At 73.4% G+C, this 22,592-nt stretch carries 17 protein-coding genes and 1 tRNA gene; 15 read left to right on the top strand and 3 right to left on the bottom strand.

Features of this window, described 5'->3' with window-relative positions; translation table 11 throughout:
- Positions 1-128: 128 nt before the first annotated feature.
- The 14 genes from AB0J39_RS16525 to AB0J39_RS16590 all read left to right on the top strand — a co-directional run bounded on the left by AB0J39_RS16525 (position 129) and on the right by AB0J39_RS16590 (position 17,472).
- Positions 129-1,181, top strand: coding sequence for a proline dehydrogenase family protein (locus AB0J39_RS16525; protein WP_363465081.1), 1,053 nt, complete (start codon positions 129-131; stop codon positions 1,179-1,181).
- A tRNA-Met gene (locus AB0J39_RS16530) sits at positions 1,159-1,235 on the top strand. Before AB0J39_RS16525 ends, AB0J39_RS16530 begins: the two co-directional genes overlap by 23 nt.
- A gap of 107 nt (positions 1,236-1,342) precedes the next feature.
- Positions 1,343-2,884: a helix-turn-helix domain-containing protein gene (locus AB0J39_RS16535; RefSeq protein ID WP_363465084.1), complete on the top strand. Its 1,542-nt coding sequence runs from the start codon at positions 1,343-1,345 to the stop codon at positions 2,882-2,884.
- 116 nt (positions 2,885-3,000) lie between these two features.
- Positions 3,001-4,260 (top strand): FAD-dependent oxidoreductase, encoded by a 1,260-nt coding sequence (locus AB0J39_RS16540; protein WP_363465087.1) that lies wholly within the window; start codon positions 3,001-3,003, stop codon positions 4,258-4,260.
- A 137-nt stretch (positions 4,261-4,397) separates the two neighbouring features.
- Positions 4,398-5,465: a DUF917 domain-containing protein gene (locus tag AB0J39_RS16545; RefSeq protein WP_363465090.1), complete on the top strand. Its 1,068-nt coding sequence runs from the start codon at positions 4,398-4,400 to the stop codon at positions 5,463-5,465.
- The gene (locus AB0J39_RS16550; RefSeq protein ID WP_363465093.1) at positions 5,462-7,009 is read left to right on the top strand and encodes a hydantoinase/oxoprolinase family protein; all 1,548 of its coding nucleotides are present in this window, start codon (positions 5,462-5,464) and stop codon (positions 7,007-7,009) included. Before AB0J39_RS16545 ends, AB0J39_RS16550 begins: the two co-directional genes overlap by 4 nt.
- A gap of 17 nt (positions 7,010-7,026) precedes the next feature.
- Positions 7,027-8,658 carry an ABC transporter substrate-binding protein gene (locus AB0J39_RS16555; RefSeq protein WP_363465096.1) on the top strand — a complete coding sequence of 544 codons (1,632 nt, stop codon included), beginning with the start codon at positions 7,027-7,029 and terminating at the stop codon, positions 8,656-8,658.
- Between the two features lie 2 nt (positions 8,659-8,660).
- A complete protein-coding gene (locus AB0J39_RS16560; RefSeq protein WP_363465098.1) occupies positions 8,661-9,677 on the top strand; it encodes an ABC transporter permease in 1,017 nt (338 codons plus the stop codon).
- The gene (locus AB0J39_RS16565) at positions 9,674-10,531 is read left to right on the top strand and encodes an ABC transporter permease (protein WP_363465101.1); all 858 of its coding nucleotides are present in this window, start codon (positions 9,674-9,676) and stop codon (positions 10,529-10,531) included. The genes AB0J39_RS16560 and AB0J39_RS16565 overlap by 4 nt, the downstream gene beginning before the upstream one ends.
- Positions 10,528-11,304 carry an ABC transporter ATP-binding protein gene (locus tag AB0J39_RS16570; RefSeq protein WP_363465104.1) on the top strand — a complete coding sequence of 259 codons (777 nt, stop codon included), beginning with the start codon at positions 10,528-10,530 and terminating at the stop codon, positions 11,302-11,304. Before AB0J39_RS16565 ends, AB0J39_RS16570 begins: the two co-directional genes overlap by 4 nt.
- On the top strand, positions 11,301-12,257 hold the full coding sequence (locus tag AB0J39_RS16575) for an ABC transporter ATP-binding protein (protein ID WP_363465107.1): 957 nt from the start codon (positions 11,301-11,303) through the stop codon (positions 12,255-12,257). The genes AB0J39_RS16570 and AB0J39_RS16575 overlap by 4 nt, the downstream gene beginning before the upstream one ends.
- Positions 12,241-13,698 carry a helix-turn-helix domain-containing protein gene (locus AB0J39_RS16580; protein WP_363465108.1) on the top strand — a complete coding sequence of 486 codons (1,458 nt, stop codon included), beginning with the start codon at positions 12,241-12,243 and terminating at the stop codon, positions 13,696-13,698. The genes AB0J39_RS16575 and AB0J39_RS16580 overlap by 17 nt, the downstream gene beginning before the upstream one ends.
- 43 nt (positions 13,699-13,741) lie before the next feature.
- Entirely contained in the window at positions 13,742-15,766 is a 2,025-nt protein-coding gene (locus AB0J39_RS16585; RefSeq protein WP_363465110.1) for a hydantoinase/oxoprolinase family protein, read from the top strand.
- A complete protein-coding gene (locus AB0J39_RS16590; RefSeq protein WP_363465113.1) occupies positions 15,763-17,472 on the top strand; it encodes a hydantoinase B/oxoprolinase family protein in 1,710 nt (569 codons plus the stop codon). The genes AB0J39_RS16585 and AB0J39_RS16590 overlap by 4 nt, the downstream gene beginning before the upstream one ends.
- Positions 17,473-17,500: 28 nt before the next feature.
- On the opposite strand, the gene AB0J39_RS16595 is transcribed toward AB0J39_RS16590, so the two are convergent.
- Together AB0J39_RS16595 and AB0J39_RS16600 are read right to left on the bottom strand one after the other, a co-directional pair.
- A complete protein-coding gene (locus tag AB0J39_RS16595; RefSeq protein WP_363465114.1) occupies positions 17,501-17,872 on the bottom strand; it encodes a DUF742 domain-containing protein in 372 nt (123 codons plus the stop codon).
- Complete coding sequence (locus tag AB0J39_RS16600; RefSeq protein WP_363465117.1) at positions 17,869-19,881, bottom strand: nitrate- and nitrite sensing domain-containing protein; 2,013 nt, start codon at positions 19,879-19,881, stop codon at positions 17,869-17,871. The genes AB0J39_RS16595 and AB0J39_RS16600 overlap by 4 nt, the downstream gene beginning before the upstream one ends.
- 174 nt (positions 19,882-20,055) lie before the next feature.
- Here AB0J39_RS16600 and AB0J39_RS16605 point away from each other — a divergent pair, with 174 nt between their 5' ends.
- Positions 20,056-21,651 carry an ABC transporter substrate-binding protein gene (locus AB0J39_RS16605; RefSeq protein ID WP_363465120.1) on the top strand — a complete coding sequence of 532 codons (1,596 nt, stop codon included), beginning with the start codon at positions 20,056-20,058 and terminating at the stop codon, positions 21,649-21,651.
- Between the two features lie 17 nt (positions 21,652-21,668).
- On the opposite strand, the gene AB0J39_RS16610 is transcribed toward AB0J39_RS16605, so the two are convergent.
- Complete coding sequence (locus AB0J39_RS16610; RefSeq protein WP_363465122.1) at positions 21,669-22,073, bottom strand: hypothetical protein; 405 nt, start codon at positions 22,071-22,073, stop codon at positions 21,669-21,671.
- Positions 22,074-22,592: the final 519 nt, after the last annotated feature.

Here is a 22,592-nt window from a genome sequence, read left to right on the forward strand (position 1 = left end):
GCATTCCTGCCTCTCTTCGGGCCGGACCGGGTTTGGGAGGGTGGTGCCATGAGGCCGGCTCACCGGCCGTACGCGGAGCGGCGAGGCCACGACCGCCCCTTCTCTCTCCTTCGACAGACAGGCGAACCATGAGCGACATCCTCACCGTCACCGAAGAGACGTCCGCCAGGGCGGCGCAGGTCCTGCGCGGGCTCGCGCTGGACGAGGACCTCAAGTGGCGGGTCCCGGCGGATCCCGTGCTCGGCCCCCTCGCCCGCAGGGTGGCCCGGCGCTTCGTGGCCGGGGAGAGCATCGAGGCCGCGCTGGAGCGTGTGGCGGAAGTCGTCGGGAGCGGGCACCGGGCGAGCGTCGAGTACATGGGCGAGAGCTGCCGCGACGCGCGGCGGGCTGTGGCCGAGACGGACGTGTTCGTCGACGCCGCCAGGAGGCTCGCCCCGGGAGTCTCGATCTCCCTGGACCTGTCGCACATCGGCCTGGCCGTCGGCGAGGACCTCGCCTTCGACAACGCCACCCGCATCGCCGAGGCCACCGCGGGCGCCGGGCGCGAGTTGATGATCTCGGCGGAGGGCTCCGAACGCACCGACGCCGTCCTGTCGGTGCACCGTCGCCTGTGTGAGCGTTTCGCCCACGTGGGGATCACGGTCCAGGCGCGGCTGCACCGGACGGAGGCGGACCTGCGGGCGCTGCTGGACCTGCGCGGCCGGATCCGCCTGGTCAAGGGCGCCTTCCTGGAGCCGGAGAGCGTGGCCTACACGCGGGAGGATCCCGCGCTGGCCGCCGCTTACCTGCGTCACGCCGAACTGCTGGCGGACTCGGGGCACCCGTGCTCGTTCGCCACCCACGACTGGGAGCTCATCGGCCGCATCGACCGTCACCTCGGCGGGTCGGGGCGCGACGGCGTGCCGTGGGAGTTCGAGACCCTGCTCGGCCTCGGACGCGACCGCCTGGACGCCATGGCGGCGAAGGGGCATCCCACCCGCGAGTACGTCGTCTTCGGCACCGAGTGGTGGCTCTACGTGTGCAACCGCCTGGCGGAGGACCCCCGGCGCCTCTTCCAGGCCATCGTCGACGCGGCCTCGCCGGAGGCGCGACCTGCCGGCGGGCGGGAAACCGATTTGGCGCCGGCCCCGGCGGGGGGTAAGCTAACAAACACAACGACGCGGGGTGGAGCAGTTCGGTAGCTCGCTGGGCTCATAACCCAGAGGTCGCAGGTTCAAATCCTGTCCCCGCTACCAAGAGACGAAGGCCCGGCCTCCGGAAACGGAGACCGGGCCTTCGGCGTTTCCCGGATAAGCCGCGTGCGGGACGGGCACCGCCGCCGGGTCTCGGACAGGAGTGGCGCATGATCACGCTGGATCGCCTGGTCAACGTGCTGGGCGCGTACGGCGTGCGGCTGTGCGGACGGCCCGACAGGCGTACGGCGCGGCTGCGCAGCGTGGCGATCTCGGACGCGACCGACGGCCGGGTCACCGGCGACGTGCTCGTGGCCGTGGGAGCCGGGTCGGTGACCGAGGCGGTGCGGTGGGCGGTCGCGGCGCAGTCCACGGCGGTCCTGGTGCGCGCGGACGCGGCGAGCGAGCGCGAGGCCGCCGCGGCCGGTGAGAGCCTGGACGTCGCGGTGATGCTGGTCGACCCCGCCGTCTCGTGGAGCCATCTGGTCGGCGTCGTCTACGGACTGGTGCTCGAAGGGCGGGAGACCGAGTCGGGGCGCGGGCCCACGGACCTGTTCGCGCTGGCCGACAGCCTGGCCGACGCCGTCGGAGGCGCCGTGACCATCGAGGACCCGCTCTCGCGGGTGCTCGCCTACTCCCGCTCGCAGCAGGCGGGCGACCCGGCCCGGCTGGAGACGATCCTGGTGCGGCAGGTCCCGGAGCGGCTGCGGGAGGTCTTCCGCGAGCGTGGGGTGTTCGCCCGGCTGGCGGCGACGGACGAGCCGATGTTCGTCGAACCGGACCCGCGGCACGGCATGACCGGGCGGATGGCGGTGCCGGTGCGAGCCGGCCGCGAGCTGCTCGGGTCCGTCTGGGTGACGTGCGGCAGCCCCCTGACCGGGACGCGGCACACGGCGCTGGCGAACGGCGCGCGCACCGTCGCGTTGCACCTGCTCCGCTCCCGGGCGAGCGCGGACCTGGAACGGCAGGTGGAGTCCGACCTGGTCGTCCGGCTGCTCGAGGGCACCGCCGACGCCGCGACCGTGGTCAGCCGGCTGGGACTGCCCGCGCGGGAGATGCGGGTGGTGGCGGTGCGCACGCACACCGACGAGGAGCCGCACGCCATGCTCCTGCTGGCCTTCGAACGGGCCACCACCGGTTTCGGGTGGTCCAGGCCCGGGAGAAGCGCGCTGCTCGGCGACACGCTCTACACCGTCCTGCCGGAAGCGGGGGCGGTGGCGGCACGGGAGTGGGTGGCCGCCCTGGCGGCCGGGCTGCCGCCACGGGTGCGCGTCGCGGCCGGAATCGGCGCTGCGGCCCAGCCGGCGGACCTGCCGGCCGGCCGGCAGGAGGCGGATGAGTGCCTGGCGCTGCATGAGAGGGACACCTCGCCCGCCGGTCCGCCCGCCGGTCCGCCCGCCTACGACGAGTCCTGGGACGACATCCTGCTCCAGCGGTTGCGGGCCGCGGCGCGCGCGGGCCGCACCCCCGCGCGCGGGCCGGTGAGCGCGCTGCGCCGTCACGACGCCCTCCACGACACCCACTACGTGGCGACGTTACGGGCGTGGCTGGAAGCCCAGGGCGATCTCGCGGTCGCCGCCGAACGGCTCGGCGTGCACGCCAACACGGTGCGCAACCGGCTGCGCAGGATGAGCGAGGTGACCGCGCTGCACCTCGACGACCCGCGCAAGCGCCTCGCCATGGTCATCACCCTGGCCGCGGAGGACGACTAGGAGGTTGTCCGGACCCCACAACAGGAGCGCCGCGATTGTGCGGCCGCCACAACCGTCCGCGACGCCGTACGGGCCATCCTGAGCAGGAGAGCAGTCGCCTGGTGTGGAGGTGGGGCATGTCCGGCGCCGAGCGCGTGAACGACTGGCCGGGGTCGGTGGTCGTGGTGGGCGCGGGGATCGTGGGCCTGTCCACCGCGTGGTTCCTGCAGGAACGCGGCGTGGAGGTCACCGTGGTCGACCGCCGGGGCGTGGCCGCCGGCGCGTCGTGGGGCAACGCGGGCTGGATCGCGCCCGGCCTGGCCATCCCGCTGAACGAGCCCTCCGTGCTGCGTTACGGCCTGCGCTCGCTGCTCAACCCGGCCGCGCCGCTGCACGTCCCGGCGACCGTCGACCCGGGCCTGTGGGCGTTCCTGACCCGGTTCGCCGCCAACTGCCGGTGGTCGTCGTGGACCCGGGCCGTGCGCGCCGGCCTGCCGCTCAACGACGAGTCCATCGAGGCGTACGAGGTGCTCGCCGCCAACGGCGTCGCCGCTCCCGTCGAGGACGCGCCGATCACCGCCGGGTTCCGCACGCCGCGCCAGGCCGCGGGCCTGCTCCACGAGCTGCGCAGGATGGCCGAGGCCGGGCAGCCGGTCGACCACACCCCCCTGGACGCGCGGCGGCTGGCCGAGGCGGTGCCGCTCGCCTCGCAGGCCCTGACCGCGGGCGTGCGGATCGACGGGCAGCGCTACGTCGACCCCGGGCGCTTCGTGCAGGCGCTGGGCGAGGCCGTCGTCGCCCGGGGCGCCACCGTGGAGACCTTCGAGGTCGCGGACGTGCGCACCGACAACAAGAAGGTCGTGGTGGTGGCCCGGGACGGCGCCGTCCTGTCCGCCGACGCGGCGGTGCTGGCCACCGGCGCCTGGCTGTCCCGGCTGGCGGGCCGCTGGGGCGTACGCGTTCCGGTGCGGGCCGGGCGCGGCTACTCCTTCACCGTGCCGGTGGACCACCCCGTCCCCGGCCCGATCTACCTGCCGGACGTGCGGGTGGCGTGCACGCCCTACCAGGGCGGGCTGCGGGTGGCGGGCACGATGGAGTTCCGCGACCCCGACGCTCCGGCCGTCGAGGCCCGGCTCAAGGCGATCATCGCGTCGGCCCGTCCCCTCCTGCGGGGCGTGCGCTGGGAGGAACGCACCGACGTCTGGGTCGGGCCCCGGCCGGTCACCCCCGACGGGCGTCCCCTGGTCGGCGCGACCGACGCCCCGGGAATCTACGTGGCCGGCGGGCACGGCATGTGGGGGCTCGCCCAGGGCCCGGCCACCGGGCGGCTCCTCGCCGAGCAGATCACCACCGGCAAGCAGCCCGCCGCGCTGCGGGAGTTCGACCCGCTGCGCTGACGGCTCCGTCGCGGCGCCGGGGCGAAGCCGAAGCCTTGGCGCCGCGACGACGGCTTGTCGCCGCGCCACAACAAATAGGCGATCACTGTCGCAGGGCGACATTGAGGGGCGGCCGCCCGGTGGTGAAGGCTCCCCGCATGCAGGCCCGCATCACACTGGAGGACGTCTCCGCCCTGGCCCGTGGCTGCGCCGTGCTCGGCACCGGCGGCGGGGGCGACGTCCGCCCCGGAGCCATCGCCGCCCGGCGCGCGATCCGCGACCACGGCGACGTGCCGCTCGTCACCCTGGACGAGTTGCCCGGGGACGCCCTCGTGCTGCCGCTGTCGGGAATCGGCGCCCCGACGGTCAGCAACGAGATGGTCCACGGCACGGACGAGCCGGTCAGGATCGCCGAGGAGATCGAGCGGATCCTGGGCCGGCCGCCCGCCGCGGTGATGTCCTCGGAGATCGGCGGCGGAAACGGCGTGGCCCCCGTGGCCTGGGCTGCCCGGCTCGGGCTGCCGCTGCTCGACGCCGACGCGATGGGCCGGGCCTTCCCCGAGGTCCAGATGGTCTCGATGTACGTGGCCGGCATCCCCGCCAACCTCGTCGTCATGGCCGACGTCGTCGGCAATGTGGTGACGATCCGGCCGGTCGACGGCCTGTGGTCGGAGCAGATCGCCCGCGCGGTTTGCGTGGCCGCGGGGTCGAGCGCTCTGATGGCCGACTACGTGCTGACCGCGCGGGAGTGCGCGGGCGCGGTGATCGAGGGCACGGTGAGCCGGGCGATCGCGGTCGGGCGGGCGACCGAGGGCGCCGCGGATCCTCTCGCCGCCCTGACCGCAGAGCTCGGCGCGGTACGGCTGATCACCGGCAAGCTGGCCGACCTGGAGCGGAGGACCACCGGCGGATTCGCCCGGGGCACGGCGACGATCGAGGGCACCGGCGGCGACCGGGGCAGGACGCTGAAGCTGGAGATCCAGAACGAGAACCTCGTCGCCGTCGAGGACGGCAGGGTGCGGGCGATGGTGCCCGACCTGATCACGGTGGTCGACACGCAGACGGCCACGGCGATCCAGACCGAGGGGCTGCGGTACGGCCAGCGGGTGACCGCGCTGGCCTGGCCCTGCGACCCCCTGTGGCGTACGCCCAAGGGTCTGGAGACGGCGGGCCCGCGCGCCTTCGGCTACGACATGGACTACCGGCCGGTGGAGGAGATCGCATGAGGGGCGCGTTGCGGGTCGGCATCGACGTGGGCGGCACCAACACCGACGCGGTGGTCCTCGACGACGACGACCGGGTGCTGGCCGCCGCCAAGCGGCCCACCAGCCCGGACGTGACCGAGGGCCTGCGCGCGGCGCTCGACGCGGTCCTCGCCGAATTGCCCGAGCCGGGCCTGGAAAAGCGCGTGAAGCGGGTCATGCTCGGCACCACCCACGCGACCAACGCCATCCTGGAGCGGCGCGCGCTCGGCCGGGTCGCCGTACTGCGCCTCGGCGCCCCGGCGACCACGTCGGTGCCGCCGCTCAGCGAGTGGCCGGACGACCTGCGCGAGACCGTGGCGGCGGGCACCGCGATCGTCCGCGGCGGATACTTCGTCGACGGCCGTGAGATCGCGCCTCTCGACGTGGACGCGGTCAGGAGGTTCGTGGCCGCCACGCCCGCCGACGCGATCGCCGTCACCGGCGTGTTCAGCCCGGCGAGCGCCGACCAGGAGAACCGGGTCGCCGAGATCATCCGTGCCGAGATCGGCGACGTGCCGGTGAGCCTCAGCCACGAGATCGGCTCGCTCGGCCTGCTCGAACGCGAGAACGCGACCGTCCTCAACGCCGCGTTGTACGGCGTGGCGCGCGACGTCACCGGCGCGCTGCGCGAGGCCCTCGCGGCGAGGGGCCTGGAGGCCGAGACGTACTTCGCGCAGAACGACGGCACGCTGATGGCCGTCGACTACGCGGCCCGCTACCCGGTGCTGACCATCGGCTCCGGGCCGGCCAACTCGCTGCGCGGCGCGGCGTACCTGTCGGGGGTGACGGACGCGATCGTGGCGGACGTCGGCGGCACCTCCACCGACCTCGGCGTGCTCGCGGGCGGGTTCCCCCGGGAGTCGGCCGCGGCGGTCGAGATCGGCGGGGTCGCGACCAACTTCCGGATGCCCGACATCCTGTCCATCGCGCTCGGCGGCGGCACGATCGTCGGGGCCTGGCCGCGCTCGGTCGGCTACCGGATCGGCGCGGAGGCGCTCGTCTTCGGCGGCTCCACTCCCACGATGACCGACGCCGCCGTGGCGGCCGGGCGGGGCGACGTCGGCACGCACCCGGTGCCCGAGGAGTGGCGCGACCGGCTGGCCCGGGCCGTACGGCGCGCGGACGAGGCGGTGGCGGACGCGGTGGACCGGGTGACGCTCGGCCGGGTGGACCGGCCGCTCGTGGCGGTCGGCGGCGGCGCGTTCCTGCTGGCCGAGAAGGTGCCCGGGGTGCGCGAGGTGGTCCGCCCGGCGCACGCGGAGGTCGCGAACGCGGTGGGCGCGGCCATCGCGCTCGCCGGCGGCAGGTTCGAAACGATCGTCCCCGCTTCTGGAGGCGGGAGCTCCAGGGCTACATTGATCGGCAACGCCAAGGAGGAGGCGGCCGCGCGGGCCGTCGCCGCCGGGGCCGACCCCGCATCCGTCCAGATCGTCGAGCTCAGCGAGATCCCTCTCAGCTACCTTCCTGAGCCCGCGGTGCGCCTGCACGTCAAGGCCGCCGGCCCCCTCGCCCGGCAGGCCGGATAGGAAAGGAACCCCCTCACATGCGCTGGCACAAGCGTCTTCTCGCCGCGGCAGCCGTGGCCGCAGTGACCCTCACCGCCGCGGCCTGCGCGGGCGGGAAGGTCCGCGGCGCGGAAGACTCCCCTCAGCCGGGCTCGACGGCGGCCCCGGCCGGGGGCGCGGCCGACAGCACGTTCGTGTACGTCCCCAACCTGGACGTCGTCACCGACTGGGACCCCGCGAGCTCGTATTCCAACGAGATCATCGCGATGCAGAACATCTACGAGTCGCTGACCCGCTACAACCCGCAGACGAAGAAGACCGAGCCCCGGCTGGCCTCCTCGTGGACCTCCTCGCCCGACGGCAAGAAGTGGACGTTCACACTGCGCGAGGGCGCGAAGTTCCACACCGGCAAGCCGGTGGACGCCGCCGCGGCCAAAGCCGCGATCGAGCGCACGATGAAGGAGGGCCAGGGAGCGGCCTACATCTGGGGTGCGGTCGACAAGATCGAGGCCAAGGACGCCACGACGCTGGAGTTCACGCTCAAGTACCCCGCCCCGCTCGACCTGATCTCCTCGGCCGGCTACGCGTCGTACATCTACGACACCACGGCGGCCCCGGGCGACCTGAAGAAGTGGTTCGGCGAGGGACACGACGCGGGCTCCGGGCCGTACACGATCGAGAGCTGGCAGAAGGGCAAGGAGACCGAGCTCACGCTCACGGCGTTCGACGGCTACTGGGGCGGCTGGAACGGCCCGCACTACAAGAAGGTCGCCTTCCGGGTCACGCCCGAGCTGACCACCGCCTGGCAGCTTCTGCAGCGGGGCGAGGTGACGTTCGTCCAGCGGCTCAACGCACAGCTGTTCAGCCAGGCGGGCGGCACGGACACGGTGCAGACCGCGCAGACGCCGTCGTTCCAGAACCTGCTCGTGCTGCTCAACACCGCCGACGGCCCGCTCAAGGACGTGAAACTGCGCCAGGCCGTGCAGAAGGCCATCGACTACGACGGTCTCGTGGCGGCGCTGAAGGGCTCGGGCGTAGCGGCCAGCGGGCTGGTCCCCGAGGGCCTGCTCGGCGCCGCCCCCGGCATGACCCCCAAGCAGGACCTCGCCGGCGCCGAGGCGCTGCTCAAGGAGGCCGGTTACGGCCCCGGCGGCAAGCGGCTCGAACTGACGCTGACCTACGCCCAGGGCGACGCCGACCAGGAGCTGCTGGTCACGCTGCTGTCCTCGGCGCTCGACAAGCTCGGCGTCAAGCTGTCGGCCAAGCCGCTGCAGTGGACCACGCAGTGGGACCAGGGCAAGGCGAAGGACCCGTCCAAGCGGCAGGACATCTTCGTCATGTACTGGTTCCCCGACTACGCCGACGCCTACTCGTGGTTCGTCAACGTCTTCCACGGCGAGAAGGACGTGCAGTTCAACCTCTCCTACCTGAAGGACGAGGCCGTCGACAAGCAGATCGACGAGCTGCCCGCGCTGACCGCGACCGACCAGGCCGGCGCGGAGAAGGCGTACGCCGACCTGCAGAACAAGATCATCAATGAGAAGGCCGCGGTGGCGGTGCCGTACGTGCAGAACTACCAGCGGGCCTTCGCCAAGACGGTCCAGGGATACGTGGACAATCCGGCCTACCCCAACGTGGTCTTCGTCTACGACCTGAAGCCCGGCGCCTGACCATGCCGGGGTACCTGATCCGCCGGCTCGGCCAGGCCCTCCTGGTCGTGGCCGGTGTGATCGTCCTCACCTTCGCCGTCATGCGCCTGGTGCCCGGCGACCCGGCTGTGGCGTACGCCGGGCCGAAGGCGACGGCGGCCGAGCTGGCCGAGGCCAGGCGGCGGTTCGGCCTGGACGACCCGCTGCCGGTCCAGTTGTGGAACTACGTGCGCGACCTGCTGGGCGGCGACTGGGGGACCAGCCTGCACACCCGGCAGCCGGTGCGCGACGACCTGCTCCAGGCGTTCCCCGCCTCGCTGGAACTCGTGGGCGCCGCGCTGATCATCGCGCTGGCCGCGGGCATCCCGCTGGGGATCGCCGCCGCGCGCTACAAGGGCCGTCTGCCCGACCTGTCGGTGCGGCTGTCGTCGATGCTGGCCGTGTCGGTGCCGGTGTTCTGGCTGGCGCTGGCCCTGCAGACGGTCTTCGCCAGCGGGCTCGGCTGGTTCCCCGTCGCGGGGGAGTACGACACGTCGCTCGACCGGACCAGCCCCCTGCACCTCTACACCAACATCACCGCCGTGGACGCGCTGATCACCGGTAACTGGCCGATCCTCACGAGCACGCTGTCGCATCTGGTGCTGCCCGCGCTGGTCATCGCGGCGTACCCGGCCGGGGTCGTGGCCCAGATGACCAGGGCCGCCCTCATCGAGGAGTCGTCGCGCGACCACGCCCGGCTGGAGCGCGCGCTCGGCTTCGGCGAGACCGCGGTGCTCACCCGGTTCGCCCTGCGGCCCGCGCTGAACCCGGTCCTGTCGCTGATCGCGCTCGTCTTCGCGTACTCGATCGTGAACGGCTTCCTCGTGGAGGCCGTGTTCAACTGGCCGGGCCTCGGGCGGTACGCCGCCGACTCGATCCGCTCGCTCGACACGCCCGCCATCGCCGGGGTGACGCTGCTGGTCGCCGTGCTGTACGTCGTCGCCAACCTCGCCGTGGACCTCCTCCAGGGCGTGGTCGACCCAAGGGTGAGGGCCCGATGACCGCGCCCGCCCTGCCCGCGCTCCGCCGTACGCCGCTGCGGCGCCTGGCGGGAGTGGACCGCCTCGCGGTGGCAGGGGCCGTGCTGCTGGCGGTCGTCGTGCTGGCGGCGCTGCTCGCGCCGTGGATCGCCCCCTATCCGGAGGACGGCGGCTCGGCCACGCATCCCCTGGAGTCGTTGCTGCCGCCCAGCGGCGCCCACTGGTTCGGCACCGACCAGGTCGGCCGCGACGTGCTCAGCCGGGTCCTGTTCGGCGCCCGCACCTCGCTGCTGATCGCCGTCGCGGTGCTGGCCGTCTCCGGGGTGGCCGGCGTCCTGCTCGGCGTCGTCGCCGGGTACGCCGGCGGATGGGCCCGCGACGTGATCATGCGGGTGACCGACGTCTTCCTCGCCTTCCCCGCGCTGCTGCTGTCGCTGGCGCTCGCCGTGGTGCTCCAGCCCAGCGTGACCACCGTGATCGTGGCGATCGCGGTCACCTGGTGGCCGTGGTACGCCCGGCTCACGGCGTCGGTCGCCGCGTCCGTGGCCACCCGGGGCTTCGTCGACTCCGCGCGCTGCCTGGGCGTGCCCGCCCCGCTCATCGTGCTGCGGCACGTGCTGCCGAACTCGCTCACGCCGGTGCTGGTCCAGCTGTCGCTGGACGGCGGCGGGGTCATCCTCACCGCCGCCGCGCTGTCGTACCTGGGGCTCGGCGCCCACGAGCCGACGCCGGAGTGGGGCCTGATGGTCCAGCAGGGTCAGACGCTGTTCACCACCGACTGGTGGGTGGTGACCTTCCCCGGCCTCGCCATCCTGGTCACCGCGTTCGCGTTCAACGTGCTAGGCGAGGGGCTGAGGGCGAGGCTGACGCGATGACCCTGCTGAGCGTCAGGGACCTGACCGTCAGGATCGGCGACCGGATCATCGCGTCCCTGCCCGAACTCGACGTCTCCGCCGGGGAGTGCGTCGCGATCGTCGGGGAGAGCGGGTCGGGCAAGACGACGACCCTGCTCGCCGCCCTCGGCCTCACCCGGGGCGCGGACGTCTCCGGCCGGATCACCCTCGGCGACGTGGACGTGCTCACGGCGAGTCCCGCCCGGCTGCGTGAGATCCGCGGTTCGCGGGCCGCCCTGGTGATGCAGAGTCCGCAGGCCGCGCTGAACCCCACCATGCGCCTGGGCACGCTCATGCGCCGCGCGCTCGCCCGCCACGGCGTCAAGGGCGCGGACGCGCGCGAGCGGGCCGAGGAGGCCGTCCGCGCGGTGCTGCTCGGCCCGGAGATCCTGCGCCGCTACCCCCACCAGGTGTCCGGCGGCCAGGCGCAGCGGTTCGCGATCGCGCTGGCCCTCGCGCTCGGCGCGCAGGTCGTGCTGGCCGACGAGCCGACCAGCGCGCTCGACGTGACCGTGCAGGCCGAGGTGGTCGCGGTGCTGCGGCGGCTGCGCGACGAGCGCGGGCTCGCCGTGCTGCTGGTCTCCCACGACCTCGCGCTGGTCTCCACGATCGCCGACCGGGTCGTGGTGATGCGCGAGGGCGCCGTGGTGGAGAGCGGGCCCGCCGCCGAGGTGTTCGCCCGGCCGCGCGACCCCTACACCCGCGAACTCGTCGCCGCCGTGCCCGCGCTGCCCGAAGCCGAGGAGGGGGCATGACGCTGCTCGCCGCCGAGGGGGTCACCCTCGCCTACGGCGCGACGGCCGTGGTCCACGACGTGAGCCTGGTCGTGGACGAGGGCGGAGTGGGCCTGATCGGGGAGAGCGGGTCGGGCAAGACCACGCTCGCCCGCGCCCTGCTCGGCCTCGTGCGCCCGCGCTCCGGCGTGGTCCGGTACGGCTCGCGCGACCTGGCCGGGCTCGGCAGGACGGGCCGGGCCGAGTTCCGCCGGGCCGTGCAGCCGGTCTTCCAGGACGGCAGCGAGGCGCTCGACCCCCGCATGACGGCCGGGGCGTCGATCACCGAGGCGCTGACCACCCACCACCGCATGTCGAGGGCCGAGCGGCGGGACCGGGTGGACGCGCTCCTCGCCGACGTGGGACTCGACCCCGCGCTCGCCGCCCGCAGGCCCCACGAGATGTCCGGCGGCCAGCGGCAGCGGGTGGCCATCGCCCGCGCGCTGGCCGTGGAGCCGCGGCTGCTGGTGCTCGACGAGCCAACGAGCGCGCTCGACGTCACCGTGCAGGCCAGGATCCTCGACCTGCTGGAGCGGCTGGCCGCCGAACACGGGCTGGGCTACCTGCTCATCACGCACAACCTCGGCGTCGTCGGGCGGCTGTGCCGTACGTCGTCGGTGCTGTTCGCCGGGCGGGTCGTCGAGTCGGGCCCGACCCGGGAGCTGCTCACCCGGCCGGCCCATCCCTACACCCGGGCGCTGCGTGACGCGGTGCCCCGCCTGGGCGGCGAGCCTCCGCGCGCCACCGGGCGGACCGAGGCGGCGCCGGCGCCGTCCGGCTGCCCGTTCCGGCTGCGCTGCCCCCTCGCGGTGGACCGCTGCCGGGACGAGGCGCCGCGCACGCGCGAGGTCGAGGGGCGCGGGGTGGCGTGCCACCGCGCGGAGGAGGTGCTGGGCCGCGTGTCCCGTGAGGATCGCGATGCGCCGCGTCAGTGACCTGCTCAGGACGCCCGCCGGTCGCAGGCTGACGCTCGTCGCCGGCCCGTGGGACGCCCGCGAGGTCGACAGCGTCGTCCTCGTCGACGAGATGCGCGAGCTGGCCTCGGCCGCCCCCGGCGCGCTGGCGATCCTGTCGCGCCACGCCATGCGGTCGTGCGACGTGCTCGACGCGCTGCGCCTGGCCGGGCGCGGCCGGCTGGCCGCGATCGTGCTGCCCGGCCCGGCCGGCACGACGCCCGAGATCGTGGAGCTGGCCAGGCGGGAGGGGGTCGCCCTGCTCGCCGGGGCCTCCGACCACTCGCTGTCGGACGCCGTGCTCGGCCTCAGCGCGGCCGTACGCGCCGATCCGGGGCTGCTGCTGCGCCGTACGAGGGAGGCGATCGACGGGCTCGGCGCGATGGAGGGCGCGGGCGAGGACGACATCCTGCGCGCGGCGTCCGCCTCCGTCGGGGTCGCGTACGCGGTCGCCGACCTGGCCGACCCCGCGACCAACGCGACCGTGATCCGGGTCGGCGGGCGGCCGGACGGCTACGTGTGCTGGGACGGCGAGGACCCGGCGGCGGCGATCGTCGCCCAGGTCGTCGCGACCACGCTCGGCCGGGTGCGGGCGGCCGCGCGGGAGGCGGAGGCGGCCCGCGAACGCGCGCTGCTGGCCCTGCTCGGCGCGAAGGACACCCGGGCCGCCGCCCGCCGCGCCCGCCACGAGGGCGTGCCGGTGGACGGCTGGCACGTCGCGGTCTTCCTGCGCGACCCCGCCGCGGATCCGGCGCCCGACGTCGCCCGGGGTCCCGGGGCCGCCGATCCCGTGCTGCGCGAGGTGCGCAGGACGGCCGCCGCGATCCTGCCGCGCCTGCCGGGCCCCGGCGGGGCGGCCGGCCTGTCCACGGCGCCGCTGGTCACCCGATGGCAGGACGGCGTGCTCGTGGTGCTCACCACCGACGAGCAGACGGCGCCGGGCGACCCCGGCGCCCTGATCACGGGCCTGGCGGTGGGCGTGGGCACCAGCCAGGAGGGCCCCGACGGGCTGCGCCGTACGGCCTCGCAGGCCCGCGCCGCCGCCGCCCGCGCCGCGGCCGGGGAGGTCGTCAGGTTCGACCGGCTCGGCGTGCAGGCGATCCTCGCGGAGCTGGGCGGCAGCGAGAGCGCGCTGGTCGCCGCCCGCGACATGCTCGCCCCGCTGGACCGCCTCGGGGCACTCAGCGCGCACGCCGTGCCCACACTCAAGGCGTACCTGGACTGCTGGGGCTCCCGGACCCGGGCGGCCGAGCTGCTCAGCCTGCATCCCAACGCGGTGGCCCACCGGATCAGGCGCATCGCCGAGGCCCTCGACGCCGACCTGTCCGACCCGCAGACCCGCTTCGCGCTCCAGCTCGCCTGCCACGTGGTGCTCGGCCACGACTGTCTCCCGGGCACAACAACGCCGTTCTCGTCGTTGTGAGGGCACATCGACGCCGCGCGCGGCCACATCTACGTTGCCAGGCATGACAACGGTCATCGGAGTGGACGTCGGCGGCACCTTCACCGACCTCGTCCTGCACGACGCCGCGACCGGCGAGATCAGGGTCGCCAAACAGCCCACCACGCCGGCCGCGCCGGAGCGCGGGGTCCTCGCGGCGGTCGACGCGGCCGTGCCACGCGACCTGCTCGCCCGCTGCCGCCACTTCGTGCACGGCACCACCGTCGGCCTCAACGCGCTGCTCGAAAGGCGCGGCGCGACCGTCGGCCTGATCACCACGGCCGGGTTCCGCGACGTGCTGGAGATCCGCCGGGGCGACCGCGACGACCCCTACGACCTGTCCTGGACCCCGCCGCCGCCGCTCGTGCCCCGCCGGCTGCGCCTGGAGGTGGCCGAACGGGTGGCCGCCGACGGCTCGGTCGTCCGCGACCTGGAGCCCGGCGGCGTACGGTGGGCCGCCGAGACGTTCGCGGCCGAGGGCGTGGACGCCGTCGCGATCGTGCTGGTGAACTCCTACGCCAACCCCGGGCACGAGGCGCGGGTGGCCGAACTGCTCAGGCGGGCCGGGTTCGCCGGGCCGGTCTCGCTGTCGCACGAGGTCTCGGGGGAGTACCGGGAGTACGAGCGCACCTGCACCACCGTCGTGGACGCCTTCGTCCGTCACCGCATGGGCCCCTACCTGCACAACCTCGACCGCGAACTGCGGGCCAGAGGGTTCGCGGGCGAGCTGCTCGTGACCCGGTCGGGCGGCGGCGCGCTGGCGCTGGCGGAGGCCGCGGCCCGGCCGTTCGAGACGATCCTGTCCGGTCCGGTGGCCGGGGCCGCCGCGACCGCGCGCCTGGCCGCCTCCTTCGGCTCCTCCCTCGGGCTCGGCACGGCCGTCGCCGCCGACGTGGGCGGCACCAGCTTCGACACCGCGCTCATCGAGGACGGACGGCTCCCGCTGCTGTACCAGGGCGAGGTCGTCGGCCTGCCGCTGCAGAGCCCGTGGGTGGACGTGCGGTCGGTCGGCGCGGGCGGTGGATCGGTCGCGTACGCCGACGCGGGCGGGCTGCTGCGGGTCGGCCCGCGCAGCGCGGGCGCCGATCCCGGGCCCGCCTGCTACGGGCGGGGCGGGACAGAGCCCACGGTGACCGACGCCGCCCTGCACCTGGGCATGATCCCCCGCGGGCGCATCTCCGGCGGCATCGAGCTGTCGGCCGAGGAGGCGGCCCGCGCGCTGGCGCCGCTGGCCGGCCCGACCGGCATCGACGGCGTGGACGCCGTCGCGGTGGGCGTCGTCAGGATCGCCGCCGCGCACATGGCCCAGGCCGTGCGCGGCGTCACGGTGGAGCGGGGCGTCGACCCGCGCGGCGCGGCCGTCGTCGCCTTCGGCGGCGCCGGTCCGGTGTTCGGGTGCCTGCTCGCCGACGAGCTCGACGTGGACACCGTGGTGGTGCCGCCCAACGCGGGCAACTTCTCCGCCGTCGGCCTGGTGCAGACCGACGTCGTACGCTCGGCCGCCCGCACGATGGTGCGCCCCCTGGACGACGCGGCGCTGCCGGCGGTCGACGACGTGGCGCGGTCGCTGTTCGAACGGCTCGCGCAGCCGGGAGCCGTACGCGAGGTGGACCTCGACCTGCGCCACCGGGGGCAGGAGCACACGCTGACGATCCCCGTGCGACTCGGCGAGGACGACCTGACGGCCGTGTCCGCCCGCTTCTCCGAGGCCTACCACCGGGCCTTCGGCCACACCCTGCCCGACCCGCTGGAGATCGTCACCGTACGGGCGACCAGCCGGGTCGTGCTCGACGACGAGCGCCCCCTGGTGCCGGCCCCGCCCTCGGGCGAGGGCGAGGGCGGGCGCGGGGCGGGGACGACGCGGCTGTGGTCGTTCCGCCGAAGCGTCTGGGCCGAGGCCCCGGTCGTACGCCGGGAGGACCTGACCGGCGTGGCCGAGGGCCCGCTGCTGGTGGTGGAGCCGACCGCGACCGCCTACGTGGACGCCGGCTTCGCGGTGGAGGCGCACGAGAGCGGCTGCCTTTTGATCACAAGAAAGGACCGGCCATGACCATCGTCCGCACCCGATACACGGAGGCGCACCCGGGCCTGGGCGACGGCGCGGACCCGGTGACCACCGAGATCATCCGGCAGGGGCTCAACGCGGCCGCCGACCAGATGAAGCAGTCGCTGATCCGCACCGCGTTCTCGCCGATCATCTACGAGGCGCTGGACTTCGCCGTCGCCTTCTACGACGCCGACATGTGCATGCTGGCGCAGGCGCCGACGCTGCCGGCGTTCATGGGCACGCTCGGCTTCTGCGTGCGGGAGGCCGTCGAGGGTGTCGGCGGTCCCGGCGCGCTCAGCCCCGGCGACGTCATCCTCTACAACGACCCGTACGGCACGGGCTCCCACCCGCAGGACGCGGCGATGGTGGTGCCGATCCACCACGAGGACACGCTGGTCGCCTACTCGGCGATCAAGGCCCACTGGCTCGACATCGGCGGCAAGGATCCCTACTGCACCGACACGATCGACGTCCACCAGGAGGGCACGATCTTCCCCGGGGTCAAGCTGTACGACGCCGGGCGGCTGGTCAGCGACGTCTACCGGATGATCCTGGCCAACAGCCGGATGCCGGAGATGGTCATCGGGGACATCAACGCCATGGTGGCCGGGGCGCGGACCGGCGCCGAGGCCCTCGGCGCGCTGGTGCGGCGGCACGGCCTCGGCACATTCCGCCGCTGCGTCGCGCGGATGTACGCGCACGGCGAGGCGCTGGTGCGCGGCTGGTTCGAGCGCCTGCCCGACGGGGTCTACCGGGCGTCCAGCGTCATCGACTCCGACGGGGTGAACGGCACGCCGATCCCGTTCGGCGTCGAGGTCGCCGTGGCCGGCTCGTCGGTGACCGTCGACCTGACCGACTGCCCCGACCAGGTCGGCGGGCCGGTCAACTGCCCGCTGCCGTCCACCGTGGCGGCCGTCAGGATCGCGGTGGCCTTCCTCGCGGGTGCGGGCGAACAACCCAACGAGGGCCACTTCCGGCCGCTGGAGCTGGTCACCCGGCTCGGCTCCCTGTTCCATCCCGTACGGCCCGCGCCCTGCTTCATGTACGGCATCCCCTCCGACCACGCCATCGAGCTGATCATCAGGGCGCTGGCCGAGGCCGTGCCCGGATCGGTGCCGGCCGCCAGCGGCGGCGACATCAACGCGCTGGTGTGGTGGGGCAAGCGCGAGGCGACCGGCGAGCCGTGGGCGGACGGCGCGCCGCACCCGGTGGGCCAGGGCGCCTCACGGTCGGCCGACGGCGCGAGCGCGCTCATGTACATCTCGGAGTCGGCCACCCGCTTCACCCCCGCCGAGGTGTGGGAGGCGCGCAACCCCTGGCGGATCGAGCGGCTCGCCCTGGCCGAGGACTCCGGCGGCCCCGGCCGTCAGCGCGGCGGCCTGGGACTCGACCTGTCCTTCCGGGTGCTGGAGGACCAGTACCTCACCTCGGGCCTGGCCAGGACCGCGCTCGCGCCCTGGGGCCTGGAGGGCGGGCTGCCCGGCCGGCCCAACCGGCTCACCGTGGAGTATCCCGACGGGCGCGTCGAGGACTTCTCGCTGAAGACGCGGATCTTCCTGCCCAAGGGCACGGTCGTGCACCTGCGCACCGGCTCCGGCGGGGGGTACGGCCCGCCCGGCGAGCGCGACCCCGAGGCCGTGCGCGCGGACCTGCGGGAGGGCTACATCACCCGCGAGCACGCCCGGCGTCACTATCCCCACGCCCTGTGAGGGTGCTGTGAGGGCGATGTGAGGGCGCTCACAGGGCCTGCAGGCCGCTGATCACCTCGCCGAGAAGCTTCTCGGTGGGGAAGCGCGCGACGTTGGCGGGCGGGCGCACCTTCACGAGACCCTGCTCGTGGAGGTCGCCCACCAGCACCCGTACGACGCCGAGAGGCAGGTCGATCGCCGCGGCGATGTCGGCCAGCGATGCCGGGCGGGCGCACAGGCTGAGGATCATCCACTGCTCGGGACCGAGGCTCACCGGCGTGGGCCCGCCGACCGCGGTGACGATGGCGACGAGGTCGATGTCCTTGCTGGCGGGCCGCACGCGTCCGCGGGTCAGGGCGTAGGCCGGAACGATCGGCCCGGCCTCCTCGTCCAGCCACTGGTCCTGCATGCGCTCCGTCACGTTTCGTCCTCCTCGCCGGTGTTCTCGTTGTCCTGCGGCCCCCGTTTCAGCGAGGCGAGGATGATGTCCTCCGGGGTGACCTCGCCCGCGGCGAGACGGGCGAGGTCGGGATCCTTGGGGCCGACCATGAGCGCGGATGGGAGCAGCACGATGGCGGTCGTTCCTCCGTAGGCCGAGGGCCGCAGCGTCACGCGGATGTCCCGCCGCGCGGCCAGGCGCGCGACGACGAACAGTCCCATGCGCTCGGTGTCCGCGATGTCGAACTCCGGCGGAGCGGCCAGGCGCTCGTTCAACTCGGCGAGCCGCTCCTTGGTCATGCCGAGCCCGCGGTCCTCGATCTCGACCACGAAGCCCGTGCCGACGAGTTCGCCGCGTACCGACACGGACGTGTGCGGCGGCGAGAAGATGGTGGCGTTCTCGATCAGTTCGGCGATGAGGTGGATGACGTCCGCCACCGCGGCGCCGTCGAGCCCGTGGTCCTCCATGGGCAGCACGTTGACCCGGGCGTAGTCCTCCACCTCGGCCGCGGCCCCGCGTACGACGTCGTACATCGGGACCGGCTTGCGCCAGGCGCGGCCGGGGCTGTTGCCGGACAGGATGATCAGGCCCTCGGCGTGGCGGCGCATGCGGGTCGTCAGATGATCGAGCCGGAACAGCTCCTCCAGCACGTCCGGGTCGGTCGTGTGGCGCTGCATGCCGTGCAGCTGGGTCCGCTGCCGGTGCAGGAGCGTCTGGCTGCGCCGCGCCAGGTTGAGGAACACCTGGCTGACACCCCGCTGCAGGCGGGCCTGCCCGATGGCGGCCTCCACCGCGGTCCTCTGGACGGTCGAGAAGGCCCGCCCCACGTCCTGGATCTCGGCGGTCCCGCCCGCCGTCTGGATCGGGGGCGCTTCGGTGGCCACGTCCACGTCGTCGCCCCGCTTGAGCTTGACCAGCATCCCCGGCAGCCGCTCGTTGGCCAGGTCGAGCGCGGCCTGCCGCAGATCGGCCAGCTCACGGGCGAGGCGTCCGCCGACCCGCAGCGAGATCAGGATCGAGGCGACGACAGCCAGCAGACCGAAACCCCCGACCAGCACGGCCCGGCGCAGGATCGAGTCGGCGATCGGCGCGGCACGCTGGGCGAGCAGGGCCGCCGCCTCGGTCTGCGCCTTCTGGAACGAGTCGGCCAGGTCGTCGGAGGTCGACTGCCACACCCGCTGCGTACGCGCGGAGATCGTGGGCGCCGCGATGATCTGCTCCTCCTGGAGCCGCAGCCGCTGGTAGAGCGGGGTGGTGATCAGGTTGACGTGGAGCTGCCGCAGGCCCGCGTCCAGCTCGGGCAGTCCCTGGTCGATGAGGAACCGGCGGTTGCCCACGAGCTGGGTGAACAGCTTGCGCTCCTCGTCGGTGAGGCCGCCGGACGCCCCCGTGGCCGCCGCCAGCGCCTGCTCCCGGGTCAGCAGCTCCTTGGCGTACCCGAGCGAGATCACCACACGCGACTGCTGGTAGATCGGGATGTCGTCGATCAGGGCGAGGCTGTAGTGCATCCGGTAGATCGAGTCGCTGACCAGGTTGTAGGTCTCGATGACGCGCAGACGCTCCGACAGCCCCTCGTCGATCTCCGCGCGGATCTCGTCGATCCGGCTGAGCCCCGCCAGCATCTCGTCGACCTGGGTGCGCATCGCGGCGGTGGTGGCCGATCTGGACGAGTCGGACAGGGCCAGCGTGCGGACCTTCTCCCTGGTCTTGTCGGTCCGCTGGCGCTGCAGGACCATGGCGTCGCGGTTGTTCTTCTGATGCGCGGCGAGGTATCGGGCCGTGGCCAGGCGCTCCGCCTGCAGCTCGACGATCAGGGAGTCGGCGGGCCGCCGCAGTGTCGACCACAGGGTGTTGTACGTGCGCAGGCTCAGGCTCTCGCCGATGGTTACGCCGGCGGTGACCACCCACAGGGCGACCAGCGAGAAGAGGGGGACGAGGAGCAGGCCGATGAGCCGGGACCGGATCGGCCGGTCGCGCCTACGCGGACTCATGGCACCTCGCCCAGTGAGGAACATGCCTCACATAAGACCTTTTGTGACAGAGCTAGAGACTAGCAGCGAGGTGGGCCGGATGAGGGCCCTGTGATCGATTAGCGGGATTTATCGTGTCCAATCGTGATCTTGCAGTAGCGTCGATCATGGTAGACACGGAAAGGACCCGCACGCATGCGCCGTTTCCTCGTGCTGGGAGTGCTGGCCGTGCTGGCCCTGGCTGGTTGCGGCGGCGGTGAGGCCCGGGAGATCTCGGCGGCGAACCTCCCGTCGGCGAAGGACTCCACCTTCGTCTACCTGCACCATCTCGACATCGTCACCGACTGGGATCCGGCGAGCTCGTATTCCAACGAGGTCGTCGCGATGGAGAACATCTACGACTCGCTGACGAAGTACAACCCCAGGACGCGGCGCGCGGCGCCGCGCCTGGCCGAGCGCTGGCAGACGTCGTCCGACGGCAAGGTCTGGACGTTCACCCTGCGCGGCGGCGTGGTCTTCCACACCGGACGGCCGCTGGACGCCGACGCGGTGAAGGCGTCCGTCGAGCGCACCAAGCGGATGGGCGCCGGCGCGGCCTACATCTGGGACCCCGTGCAGCAGATCACGGTCAAGGACCCGCTGACCGTGGAGTTCCGGCTCAAGTACGCCGCCCCGCTCGACCTGATCGCCTCCGCCGGCTACGCCTCGTATATCTACGACACCCAGGCGGCGGGCTCGGGCGACCTGAAGAAGTGGTTCCAGGCAGGCCGGGACGCCGGCTCGGGGCCGTACACGGTGGCGAGCTGGAAGAAGGGGCGCGAGAAGGAACTGGTGCTGCGTGCCTTCGACCGCTACTGGGGCGGCTGGGAGGGTCCGCACTACCGGAACATCGAGTTCCGCGTCACCCCCGACCCCGACCGGGCGTACCGGCTGCTGCTGCGCGGCGAGGCGAGCTACGTGCAGCGGCTGAACCCCGATCTGTTCCGGCGGGCCCGGGCGACCGCGGGCGTGCGGACCCTGCAGGTGCCGTCGTTCCAGAACCTGCTCGTGCTGTTCAACACCGCCTCCGGACCACTCGCCGACATACGGCTGCGCAAGGCGGTGCAGAAGGCCATCGACTACGACGGCCTGGTCGCCGCGCTCAAGGGCGCGGCGGCGCCCGCCTCGGGCCTGGTGCCCGAGGGCCTGCTGGGTCACGCCCCCGGCCTGACCCAGAAGCAGGACCTCGCCGGGGCCGCCGAGCTGCTCGCCAAGGCGGGGTACGGCCCGGGCGGCAACCCGCTGCGCCTGACGCTGACCTACGCGGAGGGGGACGACGACGAGGAGCTGCTGGTGCGCAGGCTCAAGCGCACGCTCGCGGAGCTGAACGTCCAGCTCGACGCCAAGCCCATGCCGTGGAACGACCAGTGGGACCAGGGCAAGGCCGCGGACCCGGCCAAGCGCCAGGACATCTTCGTCATGTACTGGTACCCCGACTACGCCGACGCCTATTCGTGGTTCCTCAACGTCTTCCACAGCGCCGAGCCGGTGTCCTTCAACCTCACCTACCTCAAGAACAGGGACATCGACGCCAAGATCGACCAACTGCCGTCACTGGGGACGAACGACCGCTCCGCCGCCGAGACGGCGTACGCCGGCCTCCAGCGCAGCCTCATCGAGGAGAAGGCGGTGGTGGCCGTGCCGTGGGTGCTGACCTATCAACGGGCCTACCTGGGCAACGTCCAGGGGTTCACCGACAACCCGGCCTACCCCAACGTCGTCTTCGTGCACGAGCTCATCCCCGGCGGCTGAGCCGCAGGCCGCGGGGGTCAGCCCCGCAGCCTGCGGCTGACCCCACCACAGTGAGGACCGCGTGCGGTGCGGGGCCGCCGCGGCGCGGGCTCGTCGAGCTGGGTGAGCATGGCCTGCGCCGCCGTGGCGTCCGACAGAATCCGCTGCGCCTGCTCACCGTCGGGAAGCTGACCGTGTTCGGCCAGCTCGTGCTGGAGGAAGGTGAGGGGCGCCGGATGTCCGGCGGCTTCCGCGGCCACGGAGGCGCGAGCGGCGGTCAGCAACGCGAGGTAGTGCGAGCGCAGGATCGCCTCGCGCGTACGCAACAGCTCCAGGTCGTCGAGCAGGGAGTGCGCGAGCTCGAGCAGATCGCCCGGGCGCGGCGGCTCGGCGGTGATGTGGGCACGGATGTCGTCGAACTCCGACCGCATGATGATGGCCACCTCCAGCGACGGAAGTCCGGGCGGCCGGGTTGGCGCCGTACGGGGACTTCCGCATCGTGTTCGTAGCGCGGGGCGATTGCGAGCGGCTTGACGTTCGGTTGCGTGGGAAGAGGACGGCCCGTCAGAGCCGTCGCGCAGCACGGGGACGACAGCCGCTCACGGCGTTCGTCCCTCACCTCGTGCCTCCCCGATAGTCCGTGCCATGCCGACGTGATCGCCGCGGCGCTAAGTAGATGCTTGAGAGCCGGATCTGGTTGTCCCTCCCCGCTCGTACGTTTTGCCGCATCCCGGGTGCGGGGAGTGCCCTCGGCGGTGACCTGCGGGAACACCCGCGACCGATCGCTGTGTCGCACCGGCGACGCCGCGCCACCCCGGGCCGGCGTCGCCGGGAATAGCTTCCGCGTTGGGGGCGTTGTTCTCGAACCGGGTCATGGCAGTGCCGGGCCCTGGTAATCTTCTGTTGTCGGCGCGGTTCGGCGCACTCCTCTTCGATCACTTCGGTGGTTGTGTTGGCTGTGC

The sequence above is a fragment of the Microbispora sp. NPDC049633 genome (assembly GCF_040675265.1).
GTDB lineage: Bacteria > Actinomycetota > Actinomycetes > Streptosporangiales > Streptosporangiaceae > Microbispora > Microbispora maris.